Source organism: Methanoculleus sp. DTU007 (assembly GCF_001512385.1).
Lineage (GTDB): Archaea > Halobacteriota > Methanomicrobia > Methanomicrobiales > Methanoculleaceae > Methanoculleus > Methanoculleus thermophilus.
The window spans coordinates 907-14,530 of the sequence record NZ_LFRO01000052.1 but is presented as its reverse complement, the minus strand read 5'-3'; the positions used below and the strand labels follow the sequence as shown (position 1 = coordinate 14,530).

General features: G+C 60.2%; 13 protein-coding genes. 9 read left to right on the top strand and 4 right to left on the bottom strand.

Features of this window, described 5'->3' with window-relative positions:
• Positions 1-225 precede the first annotated feature (225 nt).
• Together ACI94_RS05985 and ACI94_RS05980 are read right to left on the bottom strand one after the other, a co-directional pair.
• Positions 226-948, bottom strand: a complete 723-nt coding sequence (locus ACI94_RS05985) for a glucose-6-phosphate isomerase family protein (protein WP_066957447.1) — start codon at positions 946-948, stop codon at positions 226-228.
• The gene (locus ACI94_RS05980) at positions 948-2,231 is read right to left on the bottom strand and encodes a COG1361 S-layer family protein (protein ID WP_066957445.1); all 1,284 of its coding nucleotides are present in this window, start codon (positions 2,229-2,231) and stop codon (positions 948-950) included. Before ACI94_RS05980 ends, ACI94_RS05985 begins: the two co-directional genes overlap by 1 nt.
• A gap of 50 nt (positions 2,232-2,281) precedes the next feature.
• Here ACI94_RS05980 and ACI94_RS05975 point away from each other — a divergent pair, with 50 nt between their 5' ends.
• Positions 2,282-3,091 carry a helix-turn-helix domain-containing protein gene (locus tag ACI94_RS05975; protein WP_353743245.1) on the top strand — a complete coding sequence of 270 codons (810 nt, stop codon included), beginning with the start codon at positions 2,282-2,284 and terminating at the stop codon, positions 3,089-3,091.
• Here ACI94_RS05975 and ACI94_RS05970 read toward each other — a convergent pair.
• The gene (locus ACI94_RS05970) at positions 3,085-3,831 is read right to left on the bottom strand and encodes a DUF128 domain-containing protein (protein ID WP_066957442.1); all 747 of its coding nucleotides are present in this window, start codon (positions 3,829-3,831) and stop codon (positions 3,085-3,087) included. The genes ACI94_RS05975 and ACI94_RS05970 overlap by 7 nt on opposite strands.
• Before the next feature lie 348 nt (positions 3,832-4,179).
• On the opposite strand from ACI94_RS05970, the gene ACI94_RS05965 reads away from it, so the two are divergent.
• Together ACI94_RS05965 and ACI94_RS05960 are read left to right on the top strand one after the other, a co-directional pair.
• Positions 4,180-5,160 carry a hypothetical protein gene (locus tag ACI94_RS05965; protein ID WP_066957440.1) on the top strand — a complete coding sequence of 327 codons (981 nt, stop codon included), beginning with the start codon at positions 4,180-4,182 and terminating at the stop codon, positions 5,158-5,160.
• A 9-nt stretch (positions 5,161-5,169) separates the two neighbouring features.
• Entirely contained in the window at positions 5,170-6,492 is a 1,323-nt protein-coding gene (locus tag ACI94_RS05960; protein WP_066957438.1) for an NAD(P)/FAD-dependent oxidoreductase, read from the top strand.
• 13 nt (positions 6,493-6,505) lie between these two features.
• Here ACI94_RS05960 and ACI94_RS05955 read toward each other — a convergent pair whose 3' ends face one another.
• Positions 6,506-8,128 carry a putative manganese-dependent inorganic diphosphatase gene (locus tag ACI94_RS05955; protein ID WP_066957743.1) on the bottom strand — a complete coding sequence of 541 codons (1,623 nt, stop codon included), beginning with the start codon at positions 8,126-8,128 and terminating at the stop codon, positions 6,506-6,508.
• 551 nt (positions 8,129-8,679) lie between these two features.
• Between ACI94_RS05955 and ACI94_RS05950 the strand changes: the two genes are divergently transcribed.
• The 6 genes from ACI94_RS05950 to ACI94_RS05925 form a co-directional block, all read left to right on the top strand.
• Complete coding sequence (locus tag ACI94_RS05950; RefSeq protein WP_286681205.1) at positions 8,680-9,858, top strand: hypothetical protein; 1,179 nt, start codon at positions 8,680-8,682, stop codon at positions 9,856-9,858.
• A 51-nt stretch (positions 9,859-9,909) separates the two neighbouring features.
• On the top strand, positions 9,910-10,554 hold the full coding sequence (locus tag ACI94_RS05945) for a MarC family protein (protein WP_066957433.1): 645 nt from the start codon (positions 9,910-9,912) through the stop codon (positions 10,552-10,554).
• Positions 10,555-10,571: 17 nt separating this feature from the next.
• Positions 10,572-11,537 carry a phosphatase PAP2 family protein gene (locus ACI94_RS05940; RefSeq protein WP_066957431.1) on the top strand — a complete coding sequence of 322 codons (966 nt, stop codon included), beginning with the start codon at positions 10,572-10,574 and terminating at the stop codon, positions 11,535-11,537.
• Between the two features lie 37 nt (positions 11,538-11,574).
• Positions 11,575-12,186 (top strand): hypothetical protein, encoded by a 612-nt coding sequence (locus ACI94_RS05935; protein WP_066957430.1) that lies wholly within the window; start codon positions 11,575-11,577, stop codon positions 12,184-12,186.
• 46 nt (positions 12,187-12,232) lie between these two features.
• Positions 12,233-12,691, top strand: coding sequence for an NfeD family protein (locus ACI94_RS05930; protein ID WP_066957428.1), 459 nt, complete (start codon positions 12,233-12,235; stop codon positions 12,689-12,691).
• Between the two features lies 1 nt (position 12,692).
• Positions 12,693-13,624 (top strand): SPFH domain-containing protein (locus ACI94_RS05925; protein WP_273259203.1); only part of this gene is annotated, 932 nt, incomplete at its 3' end.

Genomic DNA, 13,624 nt, shown 5'->3' with positions numbered 1-13,624 from the left:
CCTGAAACCCCACCCCCATTTGTGATATCCCCATGAAATCCGTGCACGGGGTTCATCATGTCGTCAAAGGGGTCAAATTTGAGATGTAAATGTACTACCAGGCTTAACAATCCTAAAACTGAAGAACATCACTCAGAGCACTATTCTCAAATCCAGAACATCTGGGATCTCCGGGCGGCAACTAAATTGGATTAATGGAGGATGGGAAAACCGTCCGTTTTCCCTCTACCTCATCACCAGGCATCCGCCGGTCACGTCGGCGAAGATCTCCGCAAACTGCTCGGGGTGGTTTAAGAACGCGACCGACCGGGGCCGCCCGATCAGGTCGTAGAGCCCGACTCCCTTCTCGATCCCAAGATCAGGGACCTCCACCGGGCTGCAGTAACGCACCGGGGGAGCATCGGGATAGCGCGGGTTCTTCACGAGCGCTCCACCCTCCATCTCGTAGTAGGCGGCGCCCTGCAGGTCTGCATAGGGACCGTAGTCGCTTGCGAACTCCGATGAGACGAGGTTTGCCATCACGAGATCCTCCGTCCCCGGATTGATGGTCACATGGCCGTATCCCGGCGGGATCAGGATCTTGTCACCGGGGGTGCCCTCGATCATCACCACATCGTCGGCGTTCCTGGTCTGGAGGAGGAAGTGCCCGGTCCCCAAAAGCACCTCGTAGATCTCCGGGTAAGGTGCCCCTGCAGGGTTCTCGGTATGGTAGTGCCCCTTTGTCTTGACATATTCCCCGCAGAGGGTCCGGGCAGGAATGACGGTGATATCGTAACGGACGTGGTGCTGCCGGAGCCACTCCCGATCGCTCTCGTTTCTGGCGAGATCCCGGTACATAAAATAGAGGGGTTGATCGGAGGTGCAGCCGGGGTCAGCAAGAACCTCTCGCATCTCTTCGATCGTTCTCACCTGCGGCTCCGGTTTAGGCCCGTTCCAGTACCCGTTCATCACCTCTTCTTACGGTACACAAATATATAATACCCAGCTCCGATGATGACAGCCGCAATAACGATCAGGAAGACCGGATTTGTAAATATAGTGCCTTCCCGCGGTTTGAGCGCGACGGTCACCTTCATGGTGTCCGAGATCTTGCTGTTGTCGAGAGCGTCGCGGTAACGGATCTCGGAGTCGATACCGTACTCTTTCACGGTGGCGTCACCATCGATGTTCACCTCGAACCGTGCCGTCGCGGTCTCACCCGGGGCAAGGTCGCCGAGGTAGGCGGTGTCGTCACTGCTGGTGAAAGGATCGACGGCACTGATCCGGGCCTGTGCGTTGTAGACCGGTGCGTCTCCGGTGTTCTTGTACGTAACCTCGAGGACTCCCTTGCTGCCCGGACTGAGGGTCAATTTCGGTGAGACTATCTCAAAGGCGATCTTGCCGCCGACGGGCAGACCGATCGTTGTCGACCGGGAGGTTACGGTGTCCCCTTCGTAGTCCTCGTAGGTGACCGCGACATCGAGCGGATAGGACTGCGGTTCGGCGCTGTTTGCGACCGATACCTTGAACTTTACATCAACCGTATCTCCGGGCTCGAACCTCCCGATATAAGCGCTGCCGTCGGTGGGAATGAGCGGGCTTGCGCCGTTTCTTGTGATCTTCGCGATAGCGTTGTTCGCAGTATCGTGCCCGGCGTTCCGCAGGGTCAGGTAGACGTAGCCCTCCGTGCCGACATTCAGCGACTCGGTGCGTATATCGAGGACCTCGACCTGGAGATCGGGTGTCACCCGCACCTCAAGTGGCAGGGTCACGGTCTTCTTCTGGTAATTGTACCGGAGAAGGTCGCTTCCGTACTCTTCCGCCTCGCGCAGATACGTGTAGGTCAACTCAAGGGGCAGCACGTAGGTGCCCGGCTCTGCAGAGTCTTTCACCTTCACGTTGAAGGTGGCGGTCGCGGCGGCGCCGCCCCTGATGTCGCTTAAGAACTGCGGATCGGTCTTGATGGTGAATGGGGCATCCCCGCTCTTGAGCGCTGCAGTGACCAGTTTTGCAGTATTCGGCTGATCATCGGGGGTGACGAGTGATGATCCGACGATCTTGTGAGTATTCAGGCCGCTGTTTGATATGACAACGGTCAGACCGGTCTCAGCGCCCGGTGCGAACTCATTCGTACCGGCAATCGTTGCTGATAGATCTGGACTCCCGTAGAGGTATTTAACGCCCTGCGCCGCGCCCGGCATGGCCAGGAACGCCAGCAGAAGCATCAATACCGGAATGTAGTGCCAACGCATCTCTTCACCTTGTTGTTATTTTAGCAACAACATTTATTGTTTGAACGTATATGTTTAATGGCATGAGGACAGCCTGGGGTGTTCCAAACGATCTGGTTGAATCTCTGAAATCTCTGGGTCTTACAAGATATGAGGCCCTTGTATACATTGGACTACTCAGAATGACCGGTGCAACCGCAACAGAGATCCATGAGGCCTCCGGGGTTCCACGCGCTTCTGTCTACCCGGTCCTCGATAGGCTTATCCAGAAGGAACTGGTCAACGTCTCCCACACCACGCCAAAGCGGTTCGATGCGGTCCCGCCTGACCGTGGAGTCCGCAACCTGATGATCCGGATCGAGAGAGATGCGGAGAGCGCCCGGGCTGCCCTTGATACGATCTATCGGGAGAAAGAGCGGGAGGGGCGCGGCAACCGGGAACTGGTCTGGACCATCTATGGCGAGGAGAACATCAGAACCCACCTTGCCGAGATGTTTCAGAGCGCAGAACGGAGTGTGGAGGTGCTCGCGACATGGGACCTCCTCCGTGAGGGTGTCCTCGCACTGCTGGATACGGTCCCCGACTCCGCGCAGATCGATATCATCACCGAGTGCTGGGAGGGCGAGCAGCCGTTCCGATTCAGGGTTCATGGCCTTCCCCTCGCCAAACTGCGCGAGACCTGTTCTGTACCCGGAAAACCGCTACCCTACGAGGGTTCTGGTGTCTTCCTGGTGGACAATGCCCGGGCGCTCCTCTGGACGAGGACGGGGTCGAGCGACGAGCAGCCTTCGGCCCTCTACTCGGAGTCCGCGGGGCTTGTCTCGTTTGTTCGGCGGCACATCACCAGCGTCACGGAATGGGCGAGGGCTACGGGTCAGTAATCGTCCAGGTAGCCCATATCCCGGATATCGATCAGGCCTTTGAGCGCCTTGGTCACGACCGGCCGCCCTGCCTCCCGTACGGCCGCCATCGCGTTCGTGCCCCCGACGATTGCCACGCCCACATACTGCGGGCTCACCGGGACGCCGAGCAGCGGGACGTTCGGGGCGCCGATATCCAGGATGCCGGAGAACCCTATGGCTGCGAGTTCGTCGAGCACCGTCTCCATGAGCGATTCTGCCTCCATGTGGCACTCGCGTATGTTTGCAAGGATGTTGCCGCTCCCGTGGTGCATGACGCCGAGGATCGATGTGGCCTCCTGGGAGATCAGGACCTCAAGGGGATCGAGCGTGGTGTCGCGGTAGAGGATCATGCTCGTGAACCGCTGGGGTACCCTCCCGATGACCTCGACGATCCCACCCCCGATCGGGTTGAGCGGGATGCCGCGCTGGAGGAGGAGGGCATCGAGCGTGATGCTGCACATTGTGCAGATGGCGTGCCGACCGTCGGGCACGATGTAGCCGCCGATCTGCTCCCCCGGCTCTGCGACTCGGATCCGGTCGCTGATGGTGATACCTGCCTGGTGTGCCTCTTTTATCGTGGCAAGCGCAAATTCGAGGTCGCGGCTCTCGATGAGCGAGAGGTTGTAGATGATCATCCCGGAGTCTTCCTCCGGGCGGTAGGTCACCCTGAGCGCGTACTCCTCGATGCGGTGATTGGTGAACTTCAGGGGGACATGCATTACCAGATCTCTTGCCTGTCAGGTGAAAAAGGGTTGCCTATTTTGTATCCCCCGGATGCCGGGTCGGCATCCCAGGTATGCTGCCTGGCCGGCGCGTGCGGTGCATCGATAGAGAATCCGGTGGACTGGAGTTTGGCGGAACCACGGCGGTTCTCACCGGAGACCGAGTGAGCGGCCAGGGGCACCTCCCACCACTCAGTTTCGGTGTAAATAGATGCCTTTGAATCTCCAAATCCCTTTCCAGGGCATCTCCCGTCGCTTTTGATTATCGGTCATGTACAACCTTTATCCTGCGGACCGGCTTGAAAGGGAAAACTTGTTCTATCTCCCTGCAATATTGTACGATGAATGGAGAGTGGGACCCGGGAAAAAGCCCGGAACGTACTGAAGCGGATCCTCGCTGCGGCCTCCTACGAGATCAAGGACCTCGAGGTGCCGCCGGAACTGGATTTCTCTGCTGTTGGAAACGGGGCCCCTCTGGTGGTGCTCTGCTCTGATGACCCTGAGATGATCGAGTACTTTGATTCGATGACATATCATCTCTACACCGGGGATGAAGACCCGGTCTGCCTGAAACTGCTCTTCACCCTCAATCCGGCGGTTCGGACAGAGGACTGCATCCAGTGGGGTCCGGAAGAGTTCGCCCGATACGCGGGAGAGGCTGTTCTTGCGGAGGTGCTCGGAGAGAGCCTGGTCCTCGACTTCGACCATCCTGTGCTGGCTGCGCCGGTGCAGCAGGCCCGGCCGGAGGAGACTGCCCCTGCAGTCGGGGGAGAGGAGCCGGAGGAGGGGCCCATGTTGCCTCACCTCCCCCTCCAGGTCACCGAAAAGCGTGCCTGCGGCATCGCCGGGTTGCACGGGTCGGCGAAGTGCCGGTTCATCCCGTACTGGAATTACCATTATACGAGCACCGGCGAGCGTGAGGTGAAGGATCGGCTGGTATCTTTTGAGTCCGAAGGATCCGGTGCCATCAACGCCATCAACGGGCTCAAGATGGAGATTGATCCCCGGGACATCAAGCGCATTCCGGTCCCGTTTGGTTCCGAGATAGTGCCTGCCCGGCTCCTGCGGGAGGATGTGGAGGAGCAGATTATCCGCGATGTCGTCGATCGACTCACCCAGCGGGTGCGGTTCCGCTACGAAAAGGGGGATGCGATCTTTTACGAGGAAAAGACCCTCAAACCCGACCGGAACGATATCAAAGTCGATCTTGAGGTGGTTTACGTGCCGGTCTGGCAGGTGCGGGGTGGAAGTAAGATCGTTGAGGTCAATGGGTTCACCGGCGAGATTCTCTCGATGCCGATGGACGAGGGCGTCGAATTTCTGTAAGGATTGGTTATGTTCGTTGTCATCGGCGGCGGACCCGCGGGAAGGCTCGGTGCGATGCGCCTTGCACAGGCCGGCAAGGAGGTCCGGCTCATCGAGCAGCGCAAGATAGGGGGGCAGTGTCTCCATGATCGCTGCATGACTGTCTGTGCCTTAAACGACGTAGCAAGGCTCCTTGAGTACGCCCAAACACAAAAAGACCTCGGTATCCTCGACTCGGTCCCGACCCTCTCCTACCCTATGCTCAAACGGAGGATGAGCGAGATCCAGGAGAAACTCTCCTCGGTCCTCGAAGCCGAGACCCGCCGGGCGGGAGTCGAGATCGTCTACGGCGCCGAGGCCCGGCTGGAGGGTGACCGGGTCTTCATCGACGACGAGGAGATCCGGGCTGACGCGGTTCTCGCGGCCACCGGGTCGCGCGCGGCAATCCCCGATATCCCCGGCACCAGCCTCTCGGGCGTCTATACCTACCAGACACTCTCTGCAATGCCCGATCTTCCCCGGCGCCTGGTCATCATCGGCGGTGGAGTGGTGGCGGCGGAGTTTGCCCACATATTCCGGGCGTTTGGATCGGACGTCGAGATCGTCGCCCGGCGCGGGCTGCTCTGCGATCTCGACCAAAAGATGCGCTCCGCAGTGCTGCGTGACCTTGCCGGGGTCGGCATCCGTGAACATACTGCTCCACGGAGTATCGAGGGCGGGAGCCGGGTCCGATCGGTCCTCCTCGCCGACGGAGAAGAACTGGCCGCCGATGCCGTCCTACTTGCCACCGGGCTCGTCCCGCGTTCGGAATCGCTCCAGGGCCTTGATAAGCGTCCGGACGGCTCCGTTATCGTTGATTCACGGATGCGGACGAGTGTGCCGGGAGTCTATGCCGCCGGCGATGTTATCGGCCCGCCGTATCTCACCCCTGCGGCACGGCGGGAGGGCGTGGTTGCGGCCGAGAACATCCTCGGCAACGATACGGTCATGGACTACTCCGGGATCCCCCAGGCGTTGAGTCTCCGCTACGACTACGCGTTCGCTACGGCCGGATCCAGCGACGGCTGCGTCACTCTCTCGGCACCCGCCCCCGCCGGTCCCGGATCGTTCTGGGATGTTCCCGGCGGCTGGGCAGGGTTTGCCCAGGTCCGGGTCGATCCCGAAAGCGGCCGGCTCATCGGGGCCGCCGCAGCTGCCCCCGGCGCTTCGGCTCTCCTCTCCTACCTCGGCTACCTGATGAAGCGTGGGATCACCGTCGACGACTTTGATGATATCGTCGAGGTCCACCCCTCGACCGATGGCATCTATCCTCTCGCCCGCTATGCTGCCGGGGTGCTCAAAAAGAAGGAGTGATCCCTTCCGGCGGCTAGAGCTGCCGGAACATCTGCCCGAACTTCGGAATAAAATCTTTTTTCCGGGACATGACGCCCTCGAGTCGAACGGGCTGGTCCCGCAGGTCCAGTTTGGCGATGCAGGCCTCGTCGCCGGCTGCAAAGAGGTCGCTTGCGTTCGCAAAGACGTTGGTGAAGAGGGCAAAGAAGCAATCGACCCCCAGCGTCGTCCGCAGGTGCTCGAGTTCCGTCCGGATCTCATCGGCATGGGTCTCTGCGAAGGCAAACGACGACGCCATCACCTGCGAGACCATGATGCTCTTCCCAAAGAGGTTGTAGCGCTTCATGTCCCGGGTGAGGAGTTCCTCCTTTGGGAGGGCGTCAAGGTCCATGCCCTTCCGGATCAGTTCCGGCCCGAACTCGGCAGGGTCGACCCCGGTGATCTCCGCGAGGTAGTCGACCGCCCGGATGTCCGCGGGCGTGGTCGTCGAGAGTTTCATCACCATCGTATCCGAGAGGATTCCGGAGAGGAGGAGCCCGGCGGTCGACGGCGTGGGCTCCACGCAGGCCTCGATGAACTTGTTCGTGACGATCGTCGAGGTCGATCCAACGGGGTCGTTGAGGAACCGCACCGGTTTCAGAGTCGAGATTGCTCCGAGCCGGTGGTGGTCGATGATCTCGAGGATGTCCGCCTGTTCGATCCCGTCCACGGCCTGTGAGTACTCGTTGTGGTCGAGGAGGATCACCGATTTCTGGACGTCCTGCATCAGCGTCGTCCGGGATATGAGCCCTATGTGCTGCTGCCCGTCGCCGACGACGCAGGCCGTCCTGAACTTGGAGTTCGAGACGACGCTCTTTGCATACTCAAGCGAGTCCTCCATCCGGACCATGGGGATATCGGTCTCCATGATCATGCTCGCGGGTAGAGAGAGGCTGATCATCTTGCCGACACTGAATGCATCTAGTGTCGTTACAAGGATCGAGGCTCCCCTTGCCCGGGCGGCAGTGATCACCCGCTCGCCCACCGGTGCCCCTTCGGCGATGATGAGTGCGGCGACGCCCGCCGATATCAGGGCAAGCTGCGCCGGTTCGTTGTCCCCGACGATCGCGATGTCGTTTGGCGTCATCCGCGAGAGGGTGACGTGCAGGGCGTCGATGACGGTGTAGACCCGGCCTTCTTGGAGCATCTCGTGCGCCGGGACGACTATTTGGGCATCCAGGATACGGGCGAGTGTCTCAAGCGGCATCGGAACGAGCGAGAGTTGTTCCCGGGGGTTCTTTCTGACATAGGCCCGGGCAAGGCCGTACTCGCTCACAAGACCGACCAGAGTGTTGTTCTCGTCCGTGATCGGCATGTTTCGCATATCGTACGTGTCCATCAGGGCGGCGACGTCGATCGTCGGGACGTCCTGGCGGACGCTCCGGGTATCGAGCGGTATATCCGATACGGTGGGCTCGACGCTCGCGACATAGACCGGCGCTTCAACATTGAACGTCTCGAGCGCGAACTGTGTCTCCGGGCTCACCTCACCGCATCGGGCGGGGATGTACTTCCCGGGCTCGGCGCGGTTGCGAAGCTCGGCGTAGCCGATGACGCTGCAGATACTATCGGTATCGGGCTGCTTGTGGCCGATGATATAGATCTTATTCTGTCCCATGCTCTCCTCGGAACCCCGTGGGGTGATGGTTGTCTCCAAGATCTATCGCCCTGCGCCATCAAAAGGTTTTATGCCGGGGCTAGGGAGGAGCGTTGAAGCAGACATTTTCTCAATTTCCCGTGCGGTACTTGGTTTCCCGATCCAGGCCACCCCCGTCTTGATCAAGATCGTGGGACACTTCCGGCGGAACCGGGCGGGCTCTCTCATCGAAACCCACCCTGCCCGGGTCGTCAGCGTCGATGAGATCGGCGAGAGGTTGTCATCAAGGCGTTCCGCTACGAGTACGTAGTTCACCGGGGGCGGAAGTTCACCCCGTGGCACCGAATCCTCTCTTTTTCCTGCCCGGGTTGGCCCTGCTTCACCCGGAGTCCACCGTGGGGCCGGGCGTAACGAAGATCCTCGCGGGGGGGTGGGACCATGCGTAATTTCATAGTTCTGGAGACCGGAAACTCTATGAGCACTCACTCGATGATAGACTCTCCTGTCAGGAAGTGCTCTGACCCATATCCGGTCCCCCAATACGATAACAATACCCAAGCTGTGTGGAACGAATGTTACAGATGATTTCGTGGCTCGGCAAAAATTTCAGCTCGCTTCAGCCGACGCGGGCGATCATTATGAGAGCGCTACGCCACCTGCGCCCCGCTGACAGAAAAAAACTCTTCTCAGAGGATATTCCCGAGATGCGAACCGCCGAAGGACGGTGGTTTGAGGCGATCGCCTATGAGATGATCCTCGACCTATCGCTGCAGACCGACCTTATCCTCTCAGTCGTGGCCCGCGGCGCCGACGGGCCGTCCAAGGTCCGGCGCGCGAAACTCGGCCAGAACGGGTTGTTCTACTCGAACATCGGGGATATCAAGGTCCGGGGAAACGGCCAGGACCTCGCCGAGGTCGATCTTGTGCTCGTCGACCATACAGGAGCACTGACGTTTGGAGAGATCATCACCTCTCCTGCCGACCTAAAGGAGTTCGAGGCGGAGATCCGCTACAAAAAGCAACTCTTCGGTTACCTCTATGGGCAGCCGACCGTCCCGTTTCTCCTGATCTCCTCCGTCGACATCTCCCGGACGGCCGTCGTCCGCCGTCTCCTCCGGGAACCCGACAACGTCCTCCTCACCACTCCGACCTGCGAGAACCTAAAGGCCCTGATCCGCCCCCGGGACCTCAAACGAAGCCCGCCCCGCAAGATACGGCATGAGAAACTGATATCGATCGACGATATCCCTCCACGCCGACCATTTGACTACAAGAAACTGCACGACGAGAGGATGCAGAGCATCATCGCCGCGGTCACCTCGAAGAAGGGTGTAGGGGAACTCGGCGCACCGGACGAGATCCCGCCGATCGTAAAAAAAGTCCTCTTCGGCGGGTTGTATCCCTCCGCCGTCAGGATGCTCGATGCGCGGTACCCTATCCGGATCAAAGGAAAGACATACGATCCCGATGCTATCCAGAGCCAGTTCTCAAAGGTTGTCCTCGCGGTGAACATTCTAGAGTACCGGCCGATCATTTATTTACGGACACGCAACAAGAAGGAATACCTCAAGATGGTCCCGAGCCGGACGGGGGGGTTTAAGTTCGAGAGCCGGCGGACGCCTCACATGGCGGGATTCTTTCTCTGGCTCGAATCTATCCGGCCTTCGCTTGGGGCTGAATTGACACGAGAACTCCTTGATGCGTTTCCTGCGGTCCATGTTCCCGAGAATGGCTCAAACGGTGAACCGTAAGGTTCGTATACACCCCGACTCATACGCCAATCTCAAAGGTGATCTGCCCGTATGGACCTGATAACGGATTTCATCAATTTTTTTAGTTTTAGTCTGGTCGCGATCGCGTCGATCACTGCGGTTATGAACCCCGCCTCCACGATCGCTGTTTACACGGCGCTCACCGAGGGGATGGAGCGGGCAGAGCGTACCAGGGTCATCGAGACCTCGCTGAAGATTGCCTTCATCGTGCTTGCTTTCTTTGCCCTCACAGGGCAACTGGTCTTCTCGATCTTCAATATCACCGTCCCGGCGTTCCAGATTGCCGGCGGTATCCTGCTGGTCAGTGTGGCGACCGGGATGCTCGGCACAAAGGGTGAGACCTACTCGCGCGAGAACCTGGAGAACATCTCCATCGTCCCGCTGGCCTTTCCGCTCTCGTGCGGCCCGGGGACGATCACGACGGTGATCCTGCTCGCTTCGGGTCCGGAAGGGATTCTCGGCACGGTTGCCGTCTTTGCGGGGATCATCGTGGCTCTCGGCATCTCATACGTGGGGATGCTCTACGGACCCCGGATCTTTGCCCTCATCGGGGAAGCAGGGTTGCGGGTCGTCCCAAAGCTTATGGCGATCATCGTCCTTGCTATCGCCATCCAGTTCATCATCAACGGGATTGCAGCGGCGATGCCCCAGCTGCTCGCGAGCGTTGATATCTGAGGTGATGCACCCGGCTCATGACCGATATCCAGATTGCGATCATCGAGATGCTTCAGACCCAGGCCGCATGGCTCATCGAGCCTGCGCTGGTCTTCTCTTTTCTTGGGCGGTCTGAGTTCTACCTGCTGGTCGTCTCGATACTGTACTGGTGCTGGGACCCGCGTCTTGGGCTCCGTCTCGGTCTCCTCATGGGGATCTCGGGCGGGCTTAATGAGGCTCTCAAGATCGCGTTCCATCTCCCCCGCCCCTACTGGGTGAGCCCGGAGATCCGGGCGTACGAGAGCCAGGCCTCGTTCGGGCTGCCGTCGGGGCACGCTCTGGGTGCTGCGACGCTCTGGGGTTTGCTCGCCGCCGACGCCCGGAGATGGTGGCTATCAGCCTTTGCATTCGTGATGATCTTTCTGATCGGCGCGTCCCGGATCGTCTCTGGGGTCCACTATCCGACCGACGTTATCGGGGGCTGGATAATCGGTTTTCTTATCCTTATCGGGTTCCTTACCCTGGAAAGACCGGTTGCCCGCCGGATCGCCTCGCTCTCCACTCCCTGGCAGGTGTTTGTGGCGTTTGCCGCCTCCATCGTCCTTATTCTTATCCCGTTTGCCGCTCTTCTTTCCGTCGGGGACTGGGAGGTGCCTGCGTTCTGGTCGGAAGGAGCGCTTGAGCGGTCGGGAGAGCCTATCGATCCTCTCTCCCTCTGGGATACGCTCGCAGTATCCGGGTTTTTCTTTGGATTTGCAGCAGGCGCTGCCGTAGACCGTCACCGGTGGAGTCTCTGCTCCGCCGAAGACGGATCGGTTCGCTTCTTGGGTTACGCTTTCGGCATCATGGTTATAGGGGCGATCTGGTTTGGGCTAGGCCTCCTTATCTCGCCGGATCCCGCTCCTGGCGCGTATGCTCTCCAGTACATCCGGGCCGCCGTCGCCGGTGCCTGGATCTCATTCGGGGCCCCGGCGTTCTTCGCCCGGTACGGCCCGGGGGCGTAACGCAGGGGTATATATCTCCTGCAGACGAGGATCCAGTATGGATTCGGCAGACGGCGGTCTTTCGGTGCTCGAAGGGGTGATCCTCTGCATCGTGGTGGTCATCTTTGCTGTGCTTGTAGTTCATGCTCTGAATGCTCCCCTCGATCAACCGGGGGGCCTTGTCTACTCGGCCGTGAAGGAGAATGAAGGATGCCTGATGCTCTCTGGCGGGGTCTACGGGTATGCGCTCGCTGAGCGCTCCATCAACGGTGTCGACCTTCTCTGCGACCGGCCCGACCCGTCACGGATGGGGGCGGTCTCCTGCAGCGTCAGTCTCTTCATCGGTGATATGAGGAGCGTCGATATCGGCCGTGCCGTGGTCGAGGTCGTCACCCTCGGAGGAGCCGAGCGTCTTGAACGGACTGCTGGTGCGCCGGTATGGCCCGGGAACTGGACAATTGTTCGAATGGGGCACACGATCCCGTTTCTGGAGGCGGATGACGACACGCTCCTCGAACCAGGGGAACGGTTCGATCTGGTCATCTATCCCTCCCGGCCGCTTGAGCCCGGCGAGAAGTTCCTGATCCGGATCGCCACGCCCGGCGGCGTTCCGCTCAAGATTGAGCGGGTCGTGCCGTCCCGGATCACGCCGGTGATGGATCTCGGCTGAGCCGGCCCTTCAGCATACTTTTATAGCCCAACGTCAACTCCCCCTCATGCTTGTAGAGGGGATCGCTCTCGGCTGGCTTCTCATCGTGCTCGGGGCGGTGCTGCTCCTGGTCGAGGCTTACCAACCGGGGTTCTTTGTTGCGGTTCCTGCGACAGTCCTGATCATCCTCGGGATCCTCCTTCTTCTCGGTGTCGATATTCTCAGTTCTCCTATCGCCCTCGTTGTCGGAGTTCTTGCGGCAATCGTGGCGGCCTCCATCACCGTATGGCTCTACGGTCGTCTCACGCCCGGCCACGAACCACCAAAGACCCTCTCGCGGGACTCACTCGTTGGTCTGGAGGGAACTGTGGTCGCGCCGGTCGACCCGGAGACACTCGCGGGGAAGGTGCGGCTCGGGAGCATGGAGTGGAGCGCTCGATCTGAATCGGGAGTGATCCCGGTCGGCCGAAAGGTTATCGTCGTGCGATCCGAAGGGGTGCATGTTGTCGTGAGGGAGGTTACATGAGATGCTTTTTGGTGGAGAGATTCCGTGGACCGGTCTGATTACAATCTTTCTGATCATCATCATCGTCGCCATCTTTGCCCGCGGCGTGGTGATCATCCAGCCGTATGAGCAGGGCCTTCAGATCCGCCTGGGCCGGTACATCGGGAGGATGAACCCCGGGTTCCGGTGGGTGGTCCCGCTGATCACGGTGGTCAAGAAACTCGATCTCCGGACAGAGGTGATGGATGTCCCGCGGCAGGAGGTGATCACGAAGGACAATTCACCGACGAACGTGGATGCGATCGTTTACGTTCGGGTTATCGATCCCGAGAAGGCCTACTTCGAGGTGACGAACTACCGGGCGGCGACGGTGGCGCTGGCGCAGACGAGTCTTAGGGGCATCATCGGCGATATGGAACTCGACGAGATCCTCTACAACCGGGACATCATCAACACCCGTCTCCGTGACATCCTGGACCGGGAGACCGATGCCTGGGGTGTCAAGGTCGAGCGGGTGGAGATCAAGGAGGTCGACCCGGTGGGTGCGGTCAAGCAGGCGATGACCGAGCAGACCGCGGCCGAGCGTGAGCGGCGCGCCGCGATCCTTCGTGCCGACGGCGAGAAGCGTGCGGCGATCCTCAGGTCCGAAGGGCATCGACAGAGCATCATCCTGGAGGCCGAGGGTGAGCGGCAGAGCAAGATCCTCCGGGCCGAGGGCGAGCGGATGTCGCGTATCCTGCAGGCGCAAGGGGAAGCCCAGGGGTTGCGGATCCTCTCGGTCGGGGCCCGACCGCTTGATAAGCGGGCAATCACGGTCCTCTCTCTCGATGCTCTAAAGCAGATGGCCGAAGGCCAGGCGACGAAGATCATCTTCCCGTTCGAGCTCTCTAGCGTCGTCAAGCAGGCCGCCGAGTACCTCGGCGCCACGGCCGAGACTGCAGAGGTCCCGGAGGG